This window comes from Peptoniphilus sp. KCTC 25270, from assembly GCF_021012875.1.
Lineage (GTDB): Bacteria > Bacillota > Clostridia > Tissierellales > Peptoniphilaceae > JAJMZJ01.
In genome coordinates this window covers 1-16,840 of the sequence record NZ_JAJMZJ010000004.1, presented here as the reverse complement: position 1 = coordinate 16,840, position 16,840 = coordinate 1, and the positions used below count along the sequence as shown (strand labels likewise).

Sequence of the window (16,840 nt, the reverse complement as noted above, 5' to 3'; positions counted from 1 at the left end):
AAAGAAAGTCAGATGAGTTCACTCAATGAAAAAGTTTGGTCTGAATTTTGGATGGAGGATATTGTTTCTATAGGTTCAGGTGTACGTTTAACAAAAGCTAATCAGGAAGAAGGTAATAGACCTTTTATTGGATCTTCGGATAGTAATAATGGTGTTACAGAATTTGTTAGCAACACTAATAATAGTTTAGATAGAAATGTTTTAGGAGTAAACTATAACGGTTCTGTTGTAGAGAATTTTTATCATCCATATGAAGCAATTTTTTCAGATGATGTTAAACGAATCCATTGGCAAGATGAGAGACAGGAAGATAGGTATACCTATTTATTCTTAAAACAAGCCATTCTTCAGCAGAAGGTAAAATATGCTTATGGATATAAATTTAATGCTGGACGTATGAAAAGACAAAAAATCATGTTGCCTGTCAAAGAAGATGGCATCCCAGATTATGATTATATGAGACAATACATTCAGATTGAAGAGATTAAGCAAAGTTTTAAGATTTTGGATTATTACAGAGAAATATAAGTAGGTGAAAAATGAGTTCAAATATTCCATTAGGAAGACTAAAAGAAGTAGACATTAGAGAGTTATGGGCACATGAGCAATATAACTTTTCTAATTGGTTAGCGAAAGAGGAAAATATTGAATTGCTTAATGAAACAGTGGGTCTTACTTTAACTGATATAGACAAGGAAGTTTATGTTGGATCATATCGATGTGATCTAGTGGCTGTTGATGAAACGACTGATATCAAGATTATTATAGAGAATCAATTAGATTCTACCGACCATGATCACCTAGGAAAAATTATCACTTATGCATCAGGACTTGATGCCAATGTGATTATTTGGATTGTAAAAGAAGCAAGAGAAGAGCATAAAAGTGCCATTGAATGGTTGAATAACAACATGGCAAAAGAAATTTCTTTCTTCTTGTTAGAGATTAAGGCTTATAGAATTGGGGATTCACTTCCAGCACCAATGTTCAAAGTAGTTGAGAAACCTAATGATTTTATTAAGAGTAATAAAAGTGTAAAGGATGGAGATTTATCCAAAACACAAGCAGAAAGACTTAACTTCTGGACAGAGTTTAACCGAGTAGTAACTGAAAATGGCAAACCATTCAATGTAAGAAAAGCAACCACTGACCACTGGTATGATGTTGCAATTGGTACAAGTGACGCACATATCAGCATTACCCTGGTAAATAAAGATGGAACAATCGGTGTTGAGCTCTATGTTAGAGATTGCAAAGATTTATTTGATAATCTGTATGAGCATAAAGAAGAAATAGAAAACAAACTTGGTTTTAATATGCACTGGGAAAGGCTAGATGATAAGAAAGCATCTAGAATAAAGTCATACATCCCTGGTTTGAACTTCAATAAACAAGGAAATTACCCCGAACTAATGAATCTAGTTATTGAGAGAGTTGTTCTAATGAGAAATGTATTTAAAGGTTATTTGTAAAGAGGATAGAGCAATAGGCAAAAGGAGGTGAGAGAAATCAGTTATTTTTCAGCTTTATATGATTTCATTAAATACCCGATATCTGGGGAAGAAGAGTTTGGCTTGAGGAATGCTCAGTTAGGGGCAATACATGCTATAGCCGCTAATGATACGCTCGAAGAGAATGGGAACTCAATGATTGTAATGCCAACAGGGTCAGGAAAAACTACAGTCTTGATGATGGCACCGTATATTTTAAGAAAGAGTAAGGTGTTAATCGTTACTCCTAGTGCTTTGGTAAGGGGGCAAATTTATGATGATTATAGTAAGTTAAAAACACTAAAGAGAATAGGTGTTTTTTCAAAAGAAATTGTTGCACCTAGAATATTTGAAGCAAAGAAATTGTATGCTGACAATCAATTAGATGATATTAGGGAAGCTGATGTTGTGATTGCAACACATAAAGTAGCTGTTTCTATTTCTAGCGAAAATATAAGTAAAAGTTTTGACTATATTATTATAGATGAAGCTCACCATGTTCCCGCGCCATCTTGGCAATCGATATTAACTAATATGCCAAATATTTCTTCTTTGTTTGTTACTGCAACGCCCTTCAGGCTTGATAGAAAAGATATTAATGGCAAACAAATTTACAATTATCCTTTATATAAAGCTTATCGTGATGGGATTTTTGGGGAAATAGTTTTCCATCCAATCGAAGAAGCACCAGAAAAGGATCGCCTAATAGCATTGGAAGCAGAGAGAGTTTTCTTGAATGATAGGGAAATAGGCTTAGATCATTATATGATGGTTAGAACCGACACTAAAGAGAAGGCTAGATTATTAGAAATTCTCTATAAGGAGTCAACTTCACTTAGATTAAAACGTATCGATAGTTCAATGACTTATAAAACAGTTAATCAAGCGTTAAATGATTTGAAGAGTAAGAAATTGGACGGTATTATTTGTGTTGATATGCTTGGTGAAGGATTTGATTTTCCAAATTTAAAAATAGCCGCAGTACATGAGCCTCAGAAATCTTTAGCCAGTACACTACAATTCATAGGAAGATTTGCTAGAACAAATGCTGAGAATATTGGTTCTGCAAAATTTATTGCAATGAAAGATGAAAATCTTAGAATTGGAAATAAAAAGTTATATTCTAGTGATATCGCTTGGCAAGAAATGATTATGAATATTTCAGATGAAACAATAGAAGGTGAATATCAAAGTCAATCTATATTAAATGATTTTACTAAACCAGACTTGAAGGGCCAAGCTATACCAATTGCTAATATTAGACCTAATTTTCACGCAAAAGTATACGAAGTTAATGATTTTGACATTAACTCATCCTTACCGGAAATGTTAGGCATTGATGATGAAATATACAAAAATTATGAAAACAATACTATTGTAGGAATTTCTAAAATATATACTGTGCCACTTTGGTACGATGGGGAAATGCCAATAAATAAAGAGCTAGGTCTATACATAGTCCACTACCAGGAACAAACTAAACTGTTGTTCATTTATGCACACTCTAAAACAGAGGCAACTTATGAATCAATTGCTGAGTGCTTTTCAAGTAGTTTTGATAAAATCCCACGCAATGAAATCCATCGTGTTCTTGCAGGATTAGAAAATTATGAATTTTTCAATACTGGAATGCAAAACAGATATACTGAAAATGGTGAGTCATATCGCATCTATGCAGGTTCTAATACTGCGTCATCGATAGATGAAAATACAGGAAGAATGCTATCTGCTGGACATGCTTTTTGTAAAGCTAGAAAAAATGGTGAGGAGATTACAATTGGTTATAGTTCCGGTTCCAAAATTTGGAGTCAAATCTATTTGAATATTCCTGAATACATAAGTTTGTGCGATAAATTAGGTTTAAAAATCTCGAATAATTCACTAAGAGTGAGAACAAATACTAACTATGATAAATTACCATTGGCTGAAAGAATTACTAAATTCGAAAGTGATGTAATTTTTGCATTCCTATCTGATGATTGTTTTAGTTCTCCTGGGATTATTTTTTCTAGTAATCAAGAAGAAAAAGCTCTTATAACCGATGTTGAGTTAGAAGTGGTGAGCGTTTCTGATTTAAGCATTTCTTTCAAAGTTAAGATATTTGGTGAGGAAGAGCAATTGCAATGCAATATACAAGGTATATATAAATCATCAAAATCGATATTTATGTGTCTTGATGGTAAGGAGACATATTCGCTAGAAGAATACTTTACGGAACATCCAATCACCTTTAAGACTACGAGAGATACAGTTTATACTGGAAATGAAGTGCTCAAAGGAAATGTTGAGTTAGAAAAATTTGATATGACTAGAGTTGAGGTAATTGATTGGGATAGTCTTTCAGTCGATACAAATTTGGAATTCGGTGAGAGCAAGGATTCTAGTAAAATTTCTATTCAAGAAGGGTTAAAGCAATATTTAGTTGATAGTGGGAGTAGTACTCATATTTTTTATGATCATGGATCAGGAGAAGTTGCGGACTTTATTACTTTCAACGAAGATGTTTCTCATATTAATATTAATTTATATCATTGTAAATCAAGATCTGGTAAGCGATTCAATTCAAATTTAGAGGATGTTTATGAAGTTGCACAACAAGCTGTAAAATGTACAAAATGGTTGAAGAACAAGGTAGAATTACAAAATAAAATTGACGAGAGAAATCGTAATACTAGAAATAGCACTTTTATCACAGGGGATTTTACAAGTTTTAAGGAGCTAATGCGAGTAAATAAACCAATGAATGTAACGGTGTATATCGTTCAGCCAGGTGTAAGCATCTCTAAGCCGATGAAAGAAGAATATGGCACAATTCTTTCTTCAGCAAACTATTTTATTAGGAATAGTGGGCGAGTCAAGAAATTAAAAATCTTAGGTAGTAGTTAGATTAATAATCAATATGAAGAACATTGATTATAATTATTATCAACTGGAACTGGCACTGGAATGGGTAAAATAATTTGAAAACAAGGCGAATTAAGGCGAACAAAACGAATATGAACTGAAGAAAAGACCTAATTATCAAGGTTTTGAATGTAATGAACGTTTAGAAATGAAGAGTGGGAATAGTTAAAACAAAAGATAAAAGCTTATAAAACCAATGCTTACAGAGGTTGAAAACCATCAACTGGAACAAAAATGGGTAAAAAAGTTTTTTAGAATAATTTAATAAATAATGCCAAGTGGCTTACAAAGATAAACACCATAGAAATCTTATTAAAAAAAGGAAATATAGATTTTGGGAACGTAAACTACATTTCTCTGACGGATCATAAAGAGATCAGTAATAGATCTAAGGTAGAGAAAAATGATATCCTTTTTGGGATGATAGGGACAATTGGCAATCCAGTAATTGTTAAAGAAAACAACTTTTTTAGTATAAAGAATGTGGGATTATTCAAAAAGAATGAGGATTTAATAAATCCAAAATATTTATATTATTATTTATCAAGTTGGTTTGTTGAAAAAATAATGCTAGATCAAGAACTAATAAGGGGGACTACACAAAAATTTATAGCATTAGGAGGTTTAAGAATGCTACCAATACCTTTACCTTCAATAGATGAACAAGAAGAAATTATAAAAGAAATAGAATCCCGTCTTTCAGTTTGCGAAAATATAGAAGCTAATATAGAGGAAGCTCTTGAAAAAGCTGAAGCTTTACGACAAAGCATCTTGAAAAAGGCTTTTGAAGGCAAGTTACTGTCTAAGGAAGAACTAGAAGCATGTAGACAAGAAGATGATTGGGAGCCAGCAGGCCTTTTAGAAAAAAATGCAGAAGATACTAAAAGTGGAGCAGGACAGTACTTTACACCTAGGGCCCTTATAAGGGCAATGGTTACCTGTGTTCAACCTGAACCCATTAAAACCATAGTGGACCCAGCCTGTGGGACAGGTGGATTTTTCTTGGCATCCTATGACTATATTAGCCAAGGCCATGATTTAAATAGGGATGAGAAGGAGTTTCTAAAGAATAAAACCTTTCATGGTAACGAGATTGTAGCCAATACTAGACGACTTTGCTTGATGAATATGTTTCTACATAATATAGGAGAAATGGACGGTGAGACTTTTATTTCCTCTGCAGATGCCTTAATCGCAGATGAGGGTAATAGGTATGATTATGTTCTAGCTAATCCCCCCTTTGGGAAAAAATCATCTATGACCATTACCAATGAAGAAGGCGAGCAGGTCAAGGAAGATTTGGTCTACAATAGACAGGACTTTTGGGTAACCACATCAAATAAACAATTAAACTTTCTACAACATATAAGAACATTATTAAAAGAAAATGGACAGGCTGCAGTAGTTCTACCAGATAATGTTTTATTTGAGGGAGGAGCAGGAGAAACAGTTAGAAAAGAACTTCTTAAAACAACTGACCTCTACACCATACTAAGACTACCAATAGGTATATTTTATAGACCAGGTGTTAAGGCCAATGTACTTTTTTTCGATAATAAGCCAGGAGCCAGGGATCCTTGGACAAAAGAGATATGGTTTTATGATTATAGAACTAATGTCCATCATACGTTGAAGAAGAAACCTATGGAATTTGAGGACTTAGAGGATTTTATTAAATGCTATAATCCATCCAATAGACATGACAGGCAGGAAACATGGTCAGAAGAAAATCCAGAAGGAAGATGGAGAAAATATAGCTATGAAGAAATCATTGAAAGAGATAAGACAAGTTTGGATATATTTTGGCTCAAGGATGATAGCCTAACAGATTTAGAAAACTTGCCAGATCCGGATATTTTGGCCAACGAGATAATAGAAAACATAGAAGCAGGATTGGAGAGTTTTCAAGCATTGATGGAAACTCTGAAAGGGGAGTAAAAAAGATAACAGATAAATTGACTTTTAAGGAAGGTGAGATGATGAAAAAAGATCTTAAAAATAAAATAGAGTCATGGCTGGTAACCTTAGGCTATAGTTTTAGCAGAGAATTATACAGTAAAGTAGCAAAGATGTCTTTTTATCACCCTTCCTATAAAGCAATTGCTGATACAGTTTTAAATTCCATAAAGATTGCTAACCCAGATTTGAATGCCAATGAGGCATGGAGCTACACAAGAAACTTTGTTAATGGGATGAAAGGAAACTTAATAACTAATAATAATTACTTTCAATCTGTGTTAAAAGGTGGTTTATATAATTGGGTAAGCAATGAGCAAGATAATGATATACAATTAATCTCTAGCGAAAATGATTTCGAAAAAAATAGTTTTACTTATTTAAAAAATATCTGGATAAGTAATGGTAAGGGAAATAAGATTTTTGATTTTATACTTTTAATCAATGGATTTCCTCTAATTCTTATAAAAGTAATTGATAAAGATGAATTATCTTTTGAAAGTGCTTTTATAGGCTTAGAGGCAGATTTCGAGGAATTTCCAATGTTTTTCAATTTTAATAAACTTATATTGCTTACAGATGGAGACACTTATAAAATGGGTTCTATCTTTGATTTTCCGGAGGAGTATTTGACTTTTGAGACTAGGTCTATAAATCCTAGTGAAGAAGATTATTATTCGTTTGAACAACTGGGAGAGATGCTATTAAGTCAAAATATCTTAGACTTTTTAAAAACCAATAAAAATAGTAGCCAGATTATTGAATATATGAAAAATAAATCCAAAAAAATCGAAGAATTAGAAGGACCTACTGGACAAGGCCTTGATTTAGAAAATAGGATTATGGGCAAGGAGAAAGAATTAGGTAAAGATAAGAAAGAAGATATAAAAGTATATGAAAAAGATGAAGAACTGAACTTTTTGGCTGAATTTTTCAATCCTGATTTGGAAGAAGTATTAGAATCTGATGATTTTAAAAAGAGATTAGAAAAGACTAAAGAAGTTCCAGATTTTAAGGAAAACAAATCCTATATAGAAGACTTTCAAAAAAATAATGATATGAATACTTTAGAAACTTTAATTAAAGCAAATGAGAGGTTGATTCTCAAAGAGGCCAATAAATTTATTAGGTATCAAACCACCAGCATGGATTTTGATGATATGTATCAATTAGGATATATTGGTTTACTAAAAGCAGTGGAAAGATTTGACTTAGAAATGGAAAATGAATTTTCAACCTATGCAACATACTGGATTAGGCAATCTATTACAAGGGGAATAAATGATAGTAGCCTATTAGTCAGGATTCCTGTTCATAGATGGGATTCATTAGCAAATTTAAGAAAACTAGAATATAAGTCTGAAGAAAAATTTAACAAGGTGGACTATGATTGGATTAGTAAAGAATTGGATCTATCAAAAGAAAAGGTTATGGAACTAGTTATGATTAGAAATACCTTTATGAACAATGTAAGTCTAGATACTCCTGTAGGGATTGATGAAAATACAAGACTAGGAGAATTTATAGCCGATGAAGACTATAGTGTAGAAGAAATAATTACAAGTATGGATTTAAGAAATAGTTTGGAAGAAATATTGAATATATTAGATGGCAGAAGTAAAGATGTAATAATAAAACGATTTGGATTAAATGGCCAAGAACCTATGACCTTAGAGGAAATAGGAGAGATATACAATCTTACAAGAGAGCGAGTTAGACAGATAGAAAGCAAAGCATTAAAAAAACTAAGGCATCCATCAAGAACTAAAAAAATTAAGGTTTACTGTGAGGGATAGATATGATAGATAAAATTAAAAAGCTTTTAAGTTCAATAGAAAAAGAATCAAGTAAAAAAACAATAGTTGCCTTTAAAGGCTTTCCATACTCTGAGCTAATAAAATTAGATAATAAATATTTTACACAATGGGATAAGATAATTGTAAACAAGATAGACTTAGAGCAGTTAAAAAGCCAAGTATTATATTCTACCTTTGAAGTCATGAATAGTGACAAGCAAGTTTATTGGATGACCTATGAGGAACTTATTTTATCATATGAAACTATAAAAAATAATTTTGATATTAAAGTAATTGAAAATAATATTTTCAACAAGAAATTTCCCCATGATGGAACTATTGACAATATAAAAAGAGTCTATGATACTTATTTCTATAATGTAGAGGAAGAGATTAAAGATGAACAAGCTTTGGAATATTCAACTATAGTTGAGTTTTATGGTGATATATTATATTCCTATGAAAGTGATAACTACTATATTACCTATAATGATTCTTTGGCTGGTGATGTTGAATATATGTACCTATACGAGATTGAAGATGATACATATAAGGTTAAGATGGGTGAGGTCCAGCCTAAGACTGAAGATATATTGCTATTAGAGCTTTCAGAAGATGAAACAGCATTTTTAGATTTAACTATGGACCTTCTATCTAGTAGTGAATTGCCAGAAAAAGTATATATAATTACCATGGTTCAATTATCAGACCTACCTAACTTGTATAGGGAAAGAACTGAAATATTACGAAATCTATTTATAGGTAAAACAGAATTTTACTTTGCTATGAAAACCATGGAAGCCTCTGACATAGAAAGTCTTCCAGGGTATTTATCTATATTGAAGGAATATTGGGGTTATAAGTCCTTTAGAACCTTAGATATATATAGGGATGTTAGAAGTAGAGAAAGAGAATTGATGGAAATATCTCAAGCGCAAATAATTGATGATATAGTAAGACAAACTTCGCTAGCCTTGGATGGAAAGAGCTACAGAGACATTTTTATTACTTCATCTACAGGTTCTGGAAAGTCTGTAATGTTCCAGCTACCATCAATATATATCTCAGAACAGTATAAGGATTTAAAACCTCTTACAATAGTTATTTCACCTTTGATAGCCTTGATGAATGACCAGGTAAACTCCTTAAAAAAGACCGGAATTGATATTGCTAGAACTATAAACTCTAATACCTTACCTTTTGAAAGAGAAAAAATATTAGAAGAAGTTGAAGATGGGACATGTTCAATATTATATTTATCTCCAGAAACCCTACAAGCAAGATATGATATTAAGACCCTAATAGGTAGTAGGTATCTAGGCTTACTTATTATAGATGAAGCCCATATTGTTACAACTTGGGGGAAGACTTTTAGGGCGGATTATTGGTATTTAGGGATTTTTCTACAAAAATTACGTAAGGCCTACCGTTTTCCTATAGTTACTTTTACAGCAACTGCTATTTATGGTGGCAGGGAAGATATGTATTTAGAAACTAGGGATAGTTTAAACATGATTAATCCAATTTCTTACTTTGGAAAGGTTAGACGAGATGATATTTATATGATGATATCTTCCCTATCTGATACTGATAAAGACTTTGACAGAAATAGTAGAGATTATAGGAAAACCAAGCATCAATTAGCCTTAGATCATTTAGAACTTGCCTATAAAAACAAGCAGAAGTCATTAATATACTTCCCCACCATAAAAACCTTAAGAGACTTTGGATCCTTCATTAGGCAGAATAATAATGAGATATATGAAAAAACCGGTCAATATCATGGAATGTTAGAAAAGGAAGAAAAAGATGAAGTACTAAAAAGCTTTAAGGATGGTGACATGCTTTTCGTTTTGGCTACAAAGGCTTTTGGTATGGGTGTGGATATTCCGGATATAAAACATGTATATCATTATGCTCCTACAGGAAGTGTAACAGATTATATCCAAGAAATAGGACGAGTGGCTAGGGATAAGACATTAGTAAAGAAAGGTGTAGCAAACTGTGATTTTTTACCTAGAGATTTTAACGAAGTAAAAAGACTGTATGGGATGAGTAGTATAAAGAACAGCCAATTGCAACAAGTAATGGGAAAAATAGTCCAACTTTACAAGGAGAAAGGCTTCAACCGTAATCTATTAGTAAGGGCTGAAGATTTTAAATATGCTTTTATGGATGATAATCAGGAAAAGGATGGCTTGGAGAATAAGATAAAAACAGCCCTATTGTTGATTGAAAAAGATTTTTCATCCCCTAATAACATTGGTTATCCACCTTTTGTAGCAAGACCAAGAAGCATCTTTGGAAACGAAATGATATTGGCAAAGAAAGATTTAGCTAATAGATTAATGTCTTCATCAATAAAGAAATATATAAAGCTTGAATATCCTTTAAAAAATAGTATTTTTCATGGTATTTATTCAGTAAATTTATCAGATCTTTGGGAAGACCACTATAAAAATTATACTTTTCCTAATTTTAAAAGAATCTTATTTACATCAGATGAATGTAAAGCTTTAAAACATGGAAATCTACTCTCTCAACTTTCATATTCAACAGGTATAGCAATAGCTAAAATGTCTGAGAATGAGGTAAATGATGGAATTAGTACATTTAATAAATATATAAAAACATTTTCAGACTTTTCTGCAGAAAAAAAGAGACTAGACAAGTATTTTACTACCAATGAATTAGGACACTATTTAGCTATACAGTTAAAAATTAAGGATAAGTTTAAAGCTAGATCAATAGGACAGGCCCTAATTAATAGTTGCTTTGAGTATCAAAAAATAAAAGACTATAGATTTATTAGAGAAAGGGCGGAAGGCAATGAACTTATGTATAAATATCAAAATAGTTATGATGTTTTTATAGATTTCCTTGAAGTAAGCTTTGAAAACTATCTTAGGCAGAAGGACCAATACTATGAAGATGATGAACAATTTATAAAGTTTTACTTAAGGAATACTAGTTCTCAATTTAATTATGATGCAATAGTACTAGGTCTTGCTGAGGCTATTGGCTTGGTAAGTTATACTGTTGAAAATGGCAATAGCCCACAGATATATTTAAGGATTAACTCTATCCTACCTATGGAGCAAGCTATTAAAAAAGGTGATTATTATAAAAATAATTTATTAAGTAATATTTATTTGAGACATAAAATTAGTGTTGAGATGCTGACATATCTATTTACCTACAAGATAGAAGCTAATAGCCCACAAGAAAGGATTCTAAAATACACAGATTTTTTCTGGGATAAAATAGAGGATTATTTTTTAGGCTATATACCAACTGAGGTTGAAGAAAAGCTTTATAAGAGTAGGAATGCTTAGAAGAAATAATACTGGAGTTGAAACTAGCAAAGATTATACACTATGGAAAACTAATTTATTTTCTTTCAACTGGAACTGGAACTGGAACGGGCAAAATAATTTATAAATGTACTTAAATCAGGTGAACAGTACATAAATGAACTGACAAACAATGCCTAAATTAAAGGCTTTCACACATATTTGATAATATAAAATGAAGAGTGGGAATAAAAAAACACGAAAACACCTAGAAATTTCTAGGTGTTTTTTTGTGGAAAAATACGCGAGATTTTCCATTCCAGTTACGTCATTTTGAATGAGGAGTTTCGATGGGATTTTTCCCCGCCACTTACGCCATTTCGACCGGAAAAATTCCGTTAGGGATTTTGGAGTGGAGAAATCTTACACGCTTTTTACGTTTGTCGTTCCAAAGGCTTTGTTCTAGGTGGACGCTCACCCTGGTGAGATTTCTCCGTGCGAGAAAACTGGCGTTTTTTCTTAGTCGAAATGACGTAAAAGGGAGGACGCTCCCTCACCAATTGTAACTTTCTCTTCCTCACCCCAACAGAAACGTCAATCCGCCACGAATCCATAAAATGCTTTTCGAAGAAAAGCGTACATTTCGCGCGTTTTGAGGGTGTAAGGGGAGGGCCCCGGGGAGGGCATGAGGGAGAATCGCAACTCCCTTCGCCCTCCCCGGGTAAAGAAACAAAGAAATGAGAAAGTATATGAAGTTTTCGGTTACTTAGGAATCAGAAAAACCCCTTTTCCCTTATCCACTTACGTCATTTTGAATGAAGAATTTCGATAGGATTTTTCCTCGCCACTTACGCCATTTTGACCAAGGAGTTTCGATAGGATTTTTCCCCGCCACTTACGCCATTTTGACCAAGGAGTTTCGATGGGATTTTTCCCCGCCACTTACGTCATTTCGACCGAGGAATTTTTGTAAAAAATTGCGAGCGGAGAAATCTCACATCCCTTTTACGTTTGTCGTTCCAAGGGCTTTGTTCTAGGTGGACGCTCACCCTGGTGAGATTTCTCCATGCGAAAACCTTCGGTTTTCTTAGTCGAAATGACGTGGTTGGGAGGGTGCTCCCTCAAAGAAAAAAGGGATATTTTTAATTCTTCCCTTCTTCGCGACTTTCGCCCACTTTCTCATTCTTTTGTGTTTCGTTTTCTAGGGGCAGGGACAAGGGCGTTGCGATTCGCCCTATGTCCCTCCCCTAGGACCCCCCCATCCTTGTTACCCTAACGCTTTTCTAGATGTGGCTTTTTCTGGCGAAAAAGCATTGTATGGATTCGCGGGAGGGCGGGTTCATACAAATGGGTTATGTTTTTCCGTTTGTTATTACAAGGGCCTTCCCACAGGTGTACGCCCACCCCGGTGAGATTTCTCCGTGGGAAAAAACTGACGTTTTTTCTTAGTCGAAATGACGTGGTTGGGAGGGTATTTCGTGGAAGAAAAGGCCCTCCCTTTTGTCTATCCTCGCCAATTACGTCATTTTGACCGAGGAATTTTTGTAAAGAAGTTACGAGTGGAGAAATCTCACATTCCTTTTACATTTGTCTCGCCAAAAGCCCTCTTAAAGACTTTATGCCCCACATTATAAATAGGAAAATTCCAACAAAATAATGAATACATAAAAAGAAAAAACATAATCTAAAAACAAAATAGAAACTTCCAAAAAATGGATAAAAATACAAGAAAAAAGAGTTAAAAGAATGACGAAAATAAAAATAAACAAAAATTGGTTACAAAAAAATATAATTTAGCACAATAAAGCGTATACAATGAGAGAATAAAAACTATTACTATATAGAAAGAATGAAAAAATTAATTTTATAGAAAAATCTTGGAAAATATTGGGAAATAGGGAAATTCTTGTTGAAAAATAGGGGGGGTGGTAGTATAATTAGACTCACAACGAATCTACACTTATTTAAGGAAGTATAAAAAAATTATCTAACCCCAAGAAGAATAAGTTATTTTTTCGGAAAAATATTTCGCCTATAGCGAGTAATTCAAAAGGAGTGAGTTATGGAGAGATTAAAACAAATTGTGGAGCAAAAAAGAGCTCGCACAAAAGAAAGAAATCCAAAATATGCAATGCGTAGTCTATCTATCGGTTTCGTATCCTGCTTATTAGGATTTACCATGTTGGTTTCCACGCCTATAACAGCTTATGCAACAGCGGTACCAACAGCAATAACAACAACTGCTGCGGCAGATGGTGCAACTGCTAATGCAGCTAATAATGCTATGCCAGAAAATCTTGTTACTGAAAACAACTGGGATGAACAAGAAGGTACAGGAAATGATGACTGGGGTCTCTATCAAGACGAAGGACAAAGTCCTGCTCAAAGGCTGCGTAGAGTAACATTATCAGACCCTATTGATATCTTCGACGTAGACTATGAAGGTTACTTTATAGATGCAGAAGGACGCACAAATTTAAGACTTGTTTATAGGGAAAAATCTACCGTAGTATCTGGTGTGTGGCATAGAGCCTTGTTCCATTTTGATAGTGAGTTATATAAACTTATTGATTTTGATAAATCATATGGTAGCTCAGAACAAGATGGTTCAAATAAGGTTTTATTTGAATCATCTCCTCAGGCCAACACAAAAGGTTTTAATATTAGAAACTTAATTAGTATTAGAACTGCGATGAAGAATAACATTCCTATTAATCTTGTTTTAAACGAAGGCATCACTATAAATGACTTGCCACAAAGAAATCTGTTGGTTCAAATGAGATTAACAACTAGTGACTATAAAGATATTTATACTTTTGCTCCAGGCAAATCTAGTATGGACTATTCTTCTTATACTCGATCTACAATCATCCCAACAGTGACAAATGTTGATAATTTATTTAAAAAAGGAAATAAACCTAAAGATGAATTAATTGTAGCGCAAAGAGCATTTCAAACTGAATTTATAGCGAATCCTGAAAGATACAACGACTCATCAAATATCGGTATTCTTAGAACAGCCTATCAGTGGGAACATAAGTCTTTAGCCAAAGCAAATTCAATGGATCCTGTTGCTAAAGATGGAAAAGGTAAACCATTTGGTTATGTTCAAGCCTTTGATGCAGAAATGCTTAAATTTTTAAAAGCGGACGCATCTGGCAATGTAGCTTTTACCCGACTTTTAAATGCTGACAGAACGGAATATAAAGGATCTTCAGCTTATCCATATGTTGAGTATGGAATTAAAAAAGACGAGATTAACGTTACTCCAGACGGCAAGACTGCCTATATTGTTTTGGCAGAAGATAATTTCAAAAAAGACGGAGTGAAGGTTGTTAGAATTGGACAGATGGATGGTTCTATTTATGAAGGTGGGTCTAACTTTACTTCCATTGATTTTAATATGGACAAAGAACTTTTAGCAGATGCCTTTACAACACCTGAAGGGGAAACATCTCAAGTAAGATATCCTGTTATGTCAGGTTGGGTAGAATCAAATCCAACAGGATGGACTGCCTTTGAAGACTCCTATGATGAAGATGCTACTATAAAAGCAGGACAAATGTTTACTGTAGATACTACCCAAACACCAGCAGGTGGAGGTATTATGCTACAAGTAGGTAATGAAGAAGCATTACTTCGTAAACAAGTTGGAAACTATATCGATAATGCAGGCGTAGGAAGATTAGGTGGAATTGATAAGATAGAAGAGGTAACTCCTGGTATTTTCAATATTTATCTAAGAGAAGGGGCCCAAATAAAAGCTGGCGAATCTATTAAAGTAATTATGCCAGATACAGCAGACCACGTAGATGCAGTTACTGGAAATAGTTTACCTGTTTATTTTGTTGAAATAGACAATTACGGAAAAAAGGCTGATTCAACAACCTTTGAATATACTTCAGGAAGCCAAGGTAATTTAAGTGTTGTATTTACAGGGGATTCTGAAAAAACAGATTTAACTTATACCTTAAGCGACGGTACAACAAAGACAATAACAGTAGACAAATCTTCAATAGGATTTTGGAGAAGTAATATTCCAGGAGCAGGTGATGAATATTTATGGAAAAATAGGGCGGCAGCAGGTACTGGAGCATATGCTTATCTAATGCGTGACAAGCTACAACCAGGAGCTCCTATAACAGCTGTAACAACTATGAAAGATGGATCTGTTAGAACCTCTACAGTAAAATACAAACCATTAACAAAGTCTACAGAAAAATACAATGGAATGGTTTGGACAGATCATTCTGATTCTCTATCTTCAATAGTAATTAGTAAGTCAAAGTATGTACCTTTCCAAGAAGTATATACAAATGACTATACAGCTAGCCAAGATGATTGGTATGTAAATCCAAATGTAGCTCCAGGTACAGATGAGAACTTTATGACAAAGACCTCTGCTATTAGAGGATATTCTCATTATGAGTCTGGTAAAATTAGAATGCGCTACATTCCTCCAACTGGAGATGTTATCATTGGAAGAGCAGAAGCTATAGGAAATGAATATAACGATGGTGGTGAAATAACTAAAGATAATAGTCAACAATTGACAATAAATGGAACTAACTATTCTGCTTACTCATACAGTATTCCTCTATCATCAACAACTCAATTCTTCAATACAACAGTGAGTAACGCAAATGAAAGTCCACTTACTCTTCACAAAGATATGCGTCTAATATTTAACTCTTCTGATGGTTCTGCTTTACCTTCAAATTGGTTAGATACAAGAGTAAAAACTAGAGTACTATTTAATCCAACAATAGGACAACTAAATGCAGCAGATGAAACAGGTGTAAAAATTGTTCCAGACAACGTTAAGTATTACGCTGAAGATGGTTATACTGTAAACGGCTTTACTGGAGAAAATGCAAACACATCTACAGGAGATACATTTGCACAAGACCCAGCAGCTCCAACAGGAAAAACATTCTTAGGCTGGGTAACTCAAGCAGGTTTAGATGCGTTACAAACAAGCGCAACGGAAGCCATTACAACAGCTGAGAAGTTTAATAATTTAACAAAAGACACTGAAGTATTTACAGAAACAACACCAGTAGATACTCACATAGTAGTTTACGCTGTATATTCAGAAGAACAATTAGTAACATTTAATGCAAACGGTGGTACTTTTGAAGATGGAAGTAGTGAAAAGAAAGATGATATAACAGACGGTGTAAATGCACCAACAAACCCAACTTTAGATGGTAAAGAATTCAAAGGCTGGGCAAATACATCTGATGCTATAGAACCAGATGTAACTGACTTGAACACTCTAAAAGCAGGCGAAACAGTTTATGCTGTTTGGGGTGAACCAGATACAACCGCACCAGTCATCACAGCAATTGATGACCAAAAAGTTGTAGCAGGTAATGAAATTACTCCGGTAACCGTAACA

At 33.6% G+C, this 16,840-nt stretch carries 7 protein-coding genes; all 7 read left to right on the top strand.

What is annotated here, in order from left to right; all coding sequences use genetic code 11:
• Positions 1-12 precede the first annotated feature (12 nt).
• Positions 13-528, top strand: coding sequence for a restriction endonuclease subunit S (locus LQU94_RS06885; protein ID WP_304622583.1), 516 nt, complete (start codon positions 13-15; stop codon positions 526-528).
• An 11-nt stretch (positions 529-539) separates the two neighbouring features.
• The gene (locus LQU94_RS06880; RefSeq protein WP_230696966.1) at positions 540-1,472 is read left to right on the top strand and encodes a DUF4268 domain-containing protein; all 933 of its coding nucleotides are present in this window, start codon (positions 540-542) and stop codon (positions 1,470-1,472) included.
• A 27-nt stretch (positions 1,473-1,499) separates the two neighbouring features.
• Entirely contained in the window at positions 1,500-4,376 is a 2,877-nt protein-coding gene (locus LQU94_RS06875) for a DEAD/DEAH box helicase family protein (RefSeq protein ID WP_230696965.1), read from the top strand.
• A 282-nt stretch (positions 4,377-4,658) separates the two neighbouring features.
• On the top strand, positions 4,659-6,332 hold the full coding sequence (locus LQU94_RS06870) for an N-6 DNA methylase (protein WP_370631508.1): 1,674 nt from the start codon (positions 4,659-4,661) through the stop codon (positions 6,330-6,332).
• A 38-nt stretch (positions 6,333-6,370) separates the two neighbouring features.
• The gene (locus LQU94_RS06865; RefSeq protein WP_230696964.1) at positions 6,371-8,146 is read left to right on the top strand and encodes a sigma-70 family RNA polymerase sigma factor; all 1,776 of its coding nucleotides are present in this window, start codon (positions 6,371-6,373) and stop codon (positions 8,144-8,146) included.
• 2 nt (positions 8,147-8,148) lie between these two features.
• The gene (locus LQU94_RS06860) at positions 8,149-11,481 is read left to right on the top strand and encodes a helicase-related protein (protein ID WP_230696963.1); all 3,333 of its coding nucleotides are present in this window, start codon (positions 8,149-8,151) and stop codon (positions 11,479-11,481) included.
• Between the two features lie 2,020 nt (positions 11,482-13,501).
• Positions 13,502-16,840, top strand: a 3,339-nt coding sequence (locus LQU94_RS06855; protein ID WP_230696962.1) for an InlB B-repeat-containing protein, incomplete at its 3' end; no start/stop codon positions are given.

What these genes read in the sequence shown, in the direction of transcription:
- LQU94_RS06885 (WP_304622583.1), top strand. Translation starts at nt 13, where the DNA reads ATGAGTTCACTCAATGAAAAAGTTTGGTCTGAATTTTGGATGGAGGAT.
- LQU94_RS06880 (WP_230696966.1), top strand. Translation starts at nt 540, where the DNA reads ATGAGTTCAAATATTCCATTAGGAAGACTAAAAGAAGTAGACATTAGA.
- LQU94_RS06865 (WP_230696964.1), top strand. Translation starts at nt 6,371, where the DNA reads ATGATGAAAAAAGATCTTAAAAATAAAATAGAGTCATGGCTGGTAACC.
- LQU94_RS06860 (WP_230696963.1), top strand. Translation starts at nt 8,149, where the DNA reads ATGATAGATAAAATTAAAAAGCTTTTAAGTTCAATAGAAAAAGAATCA.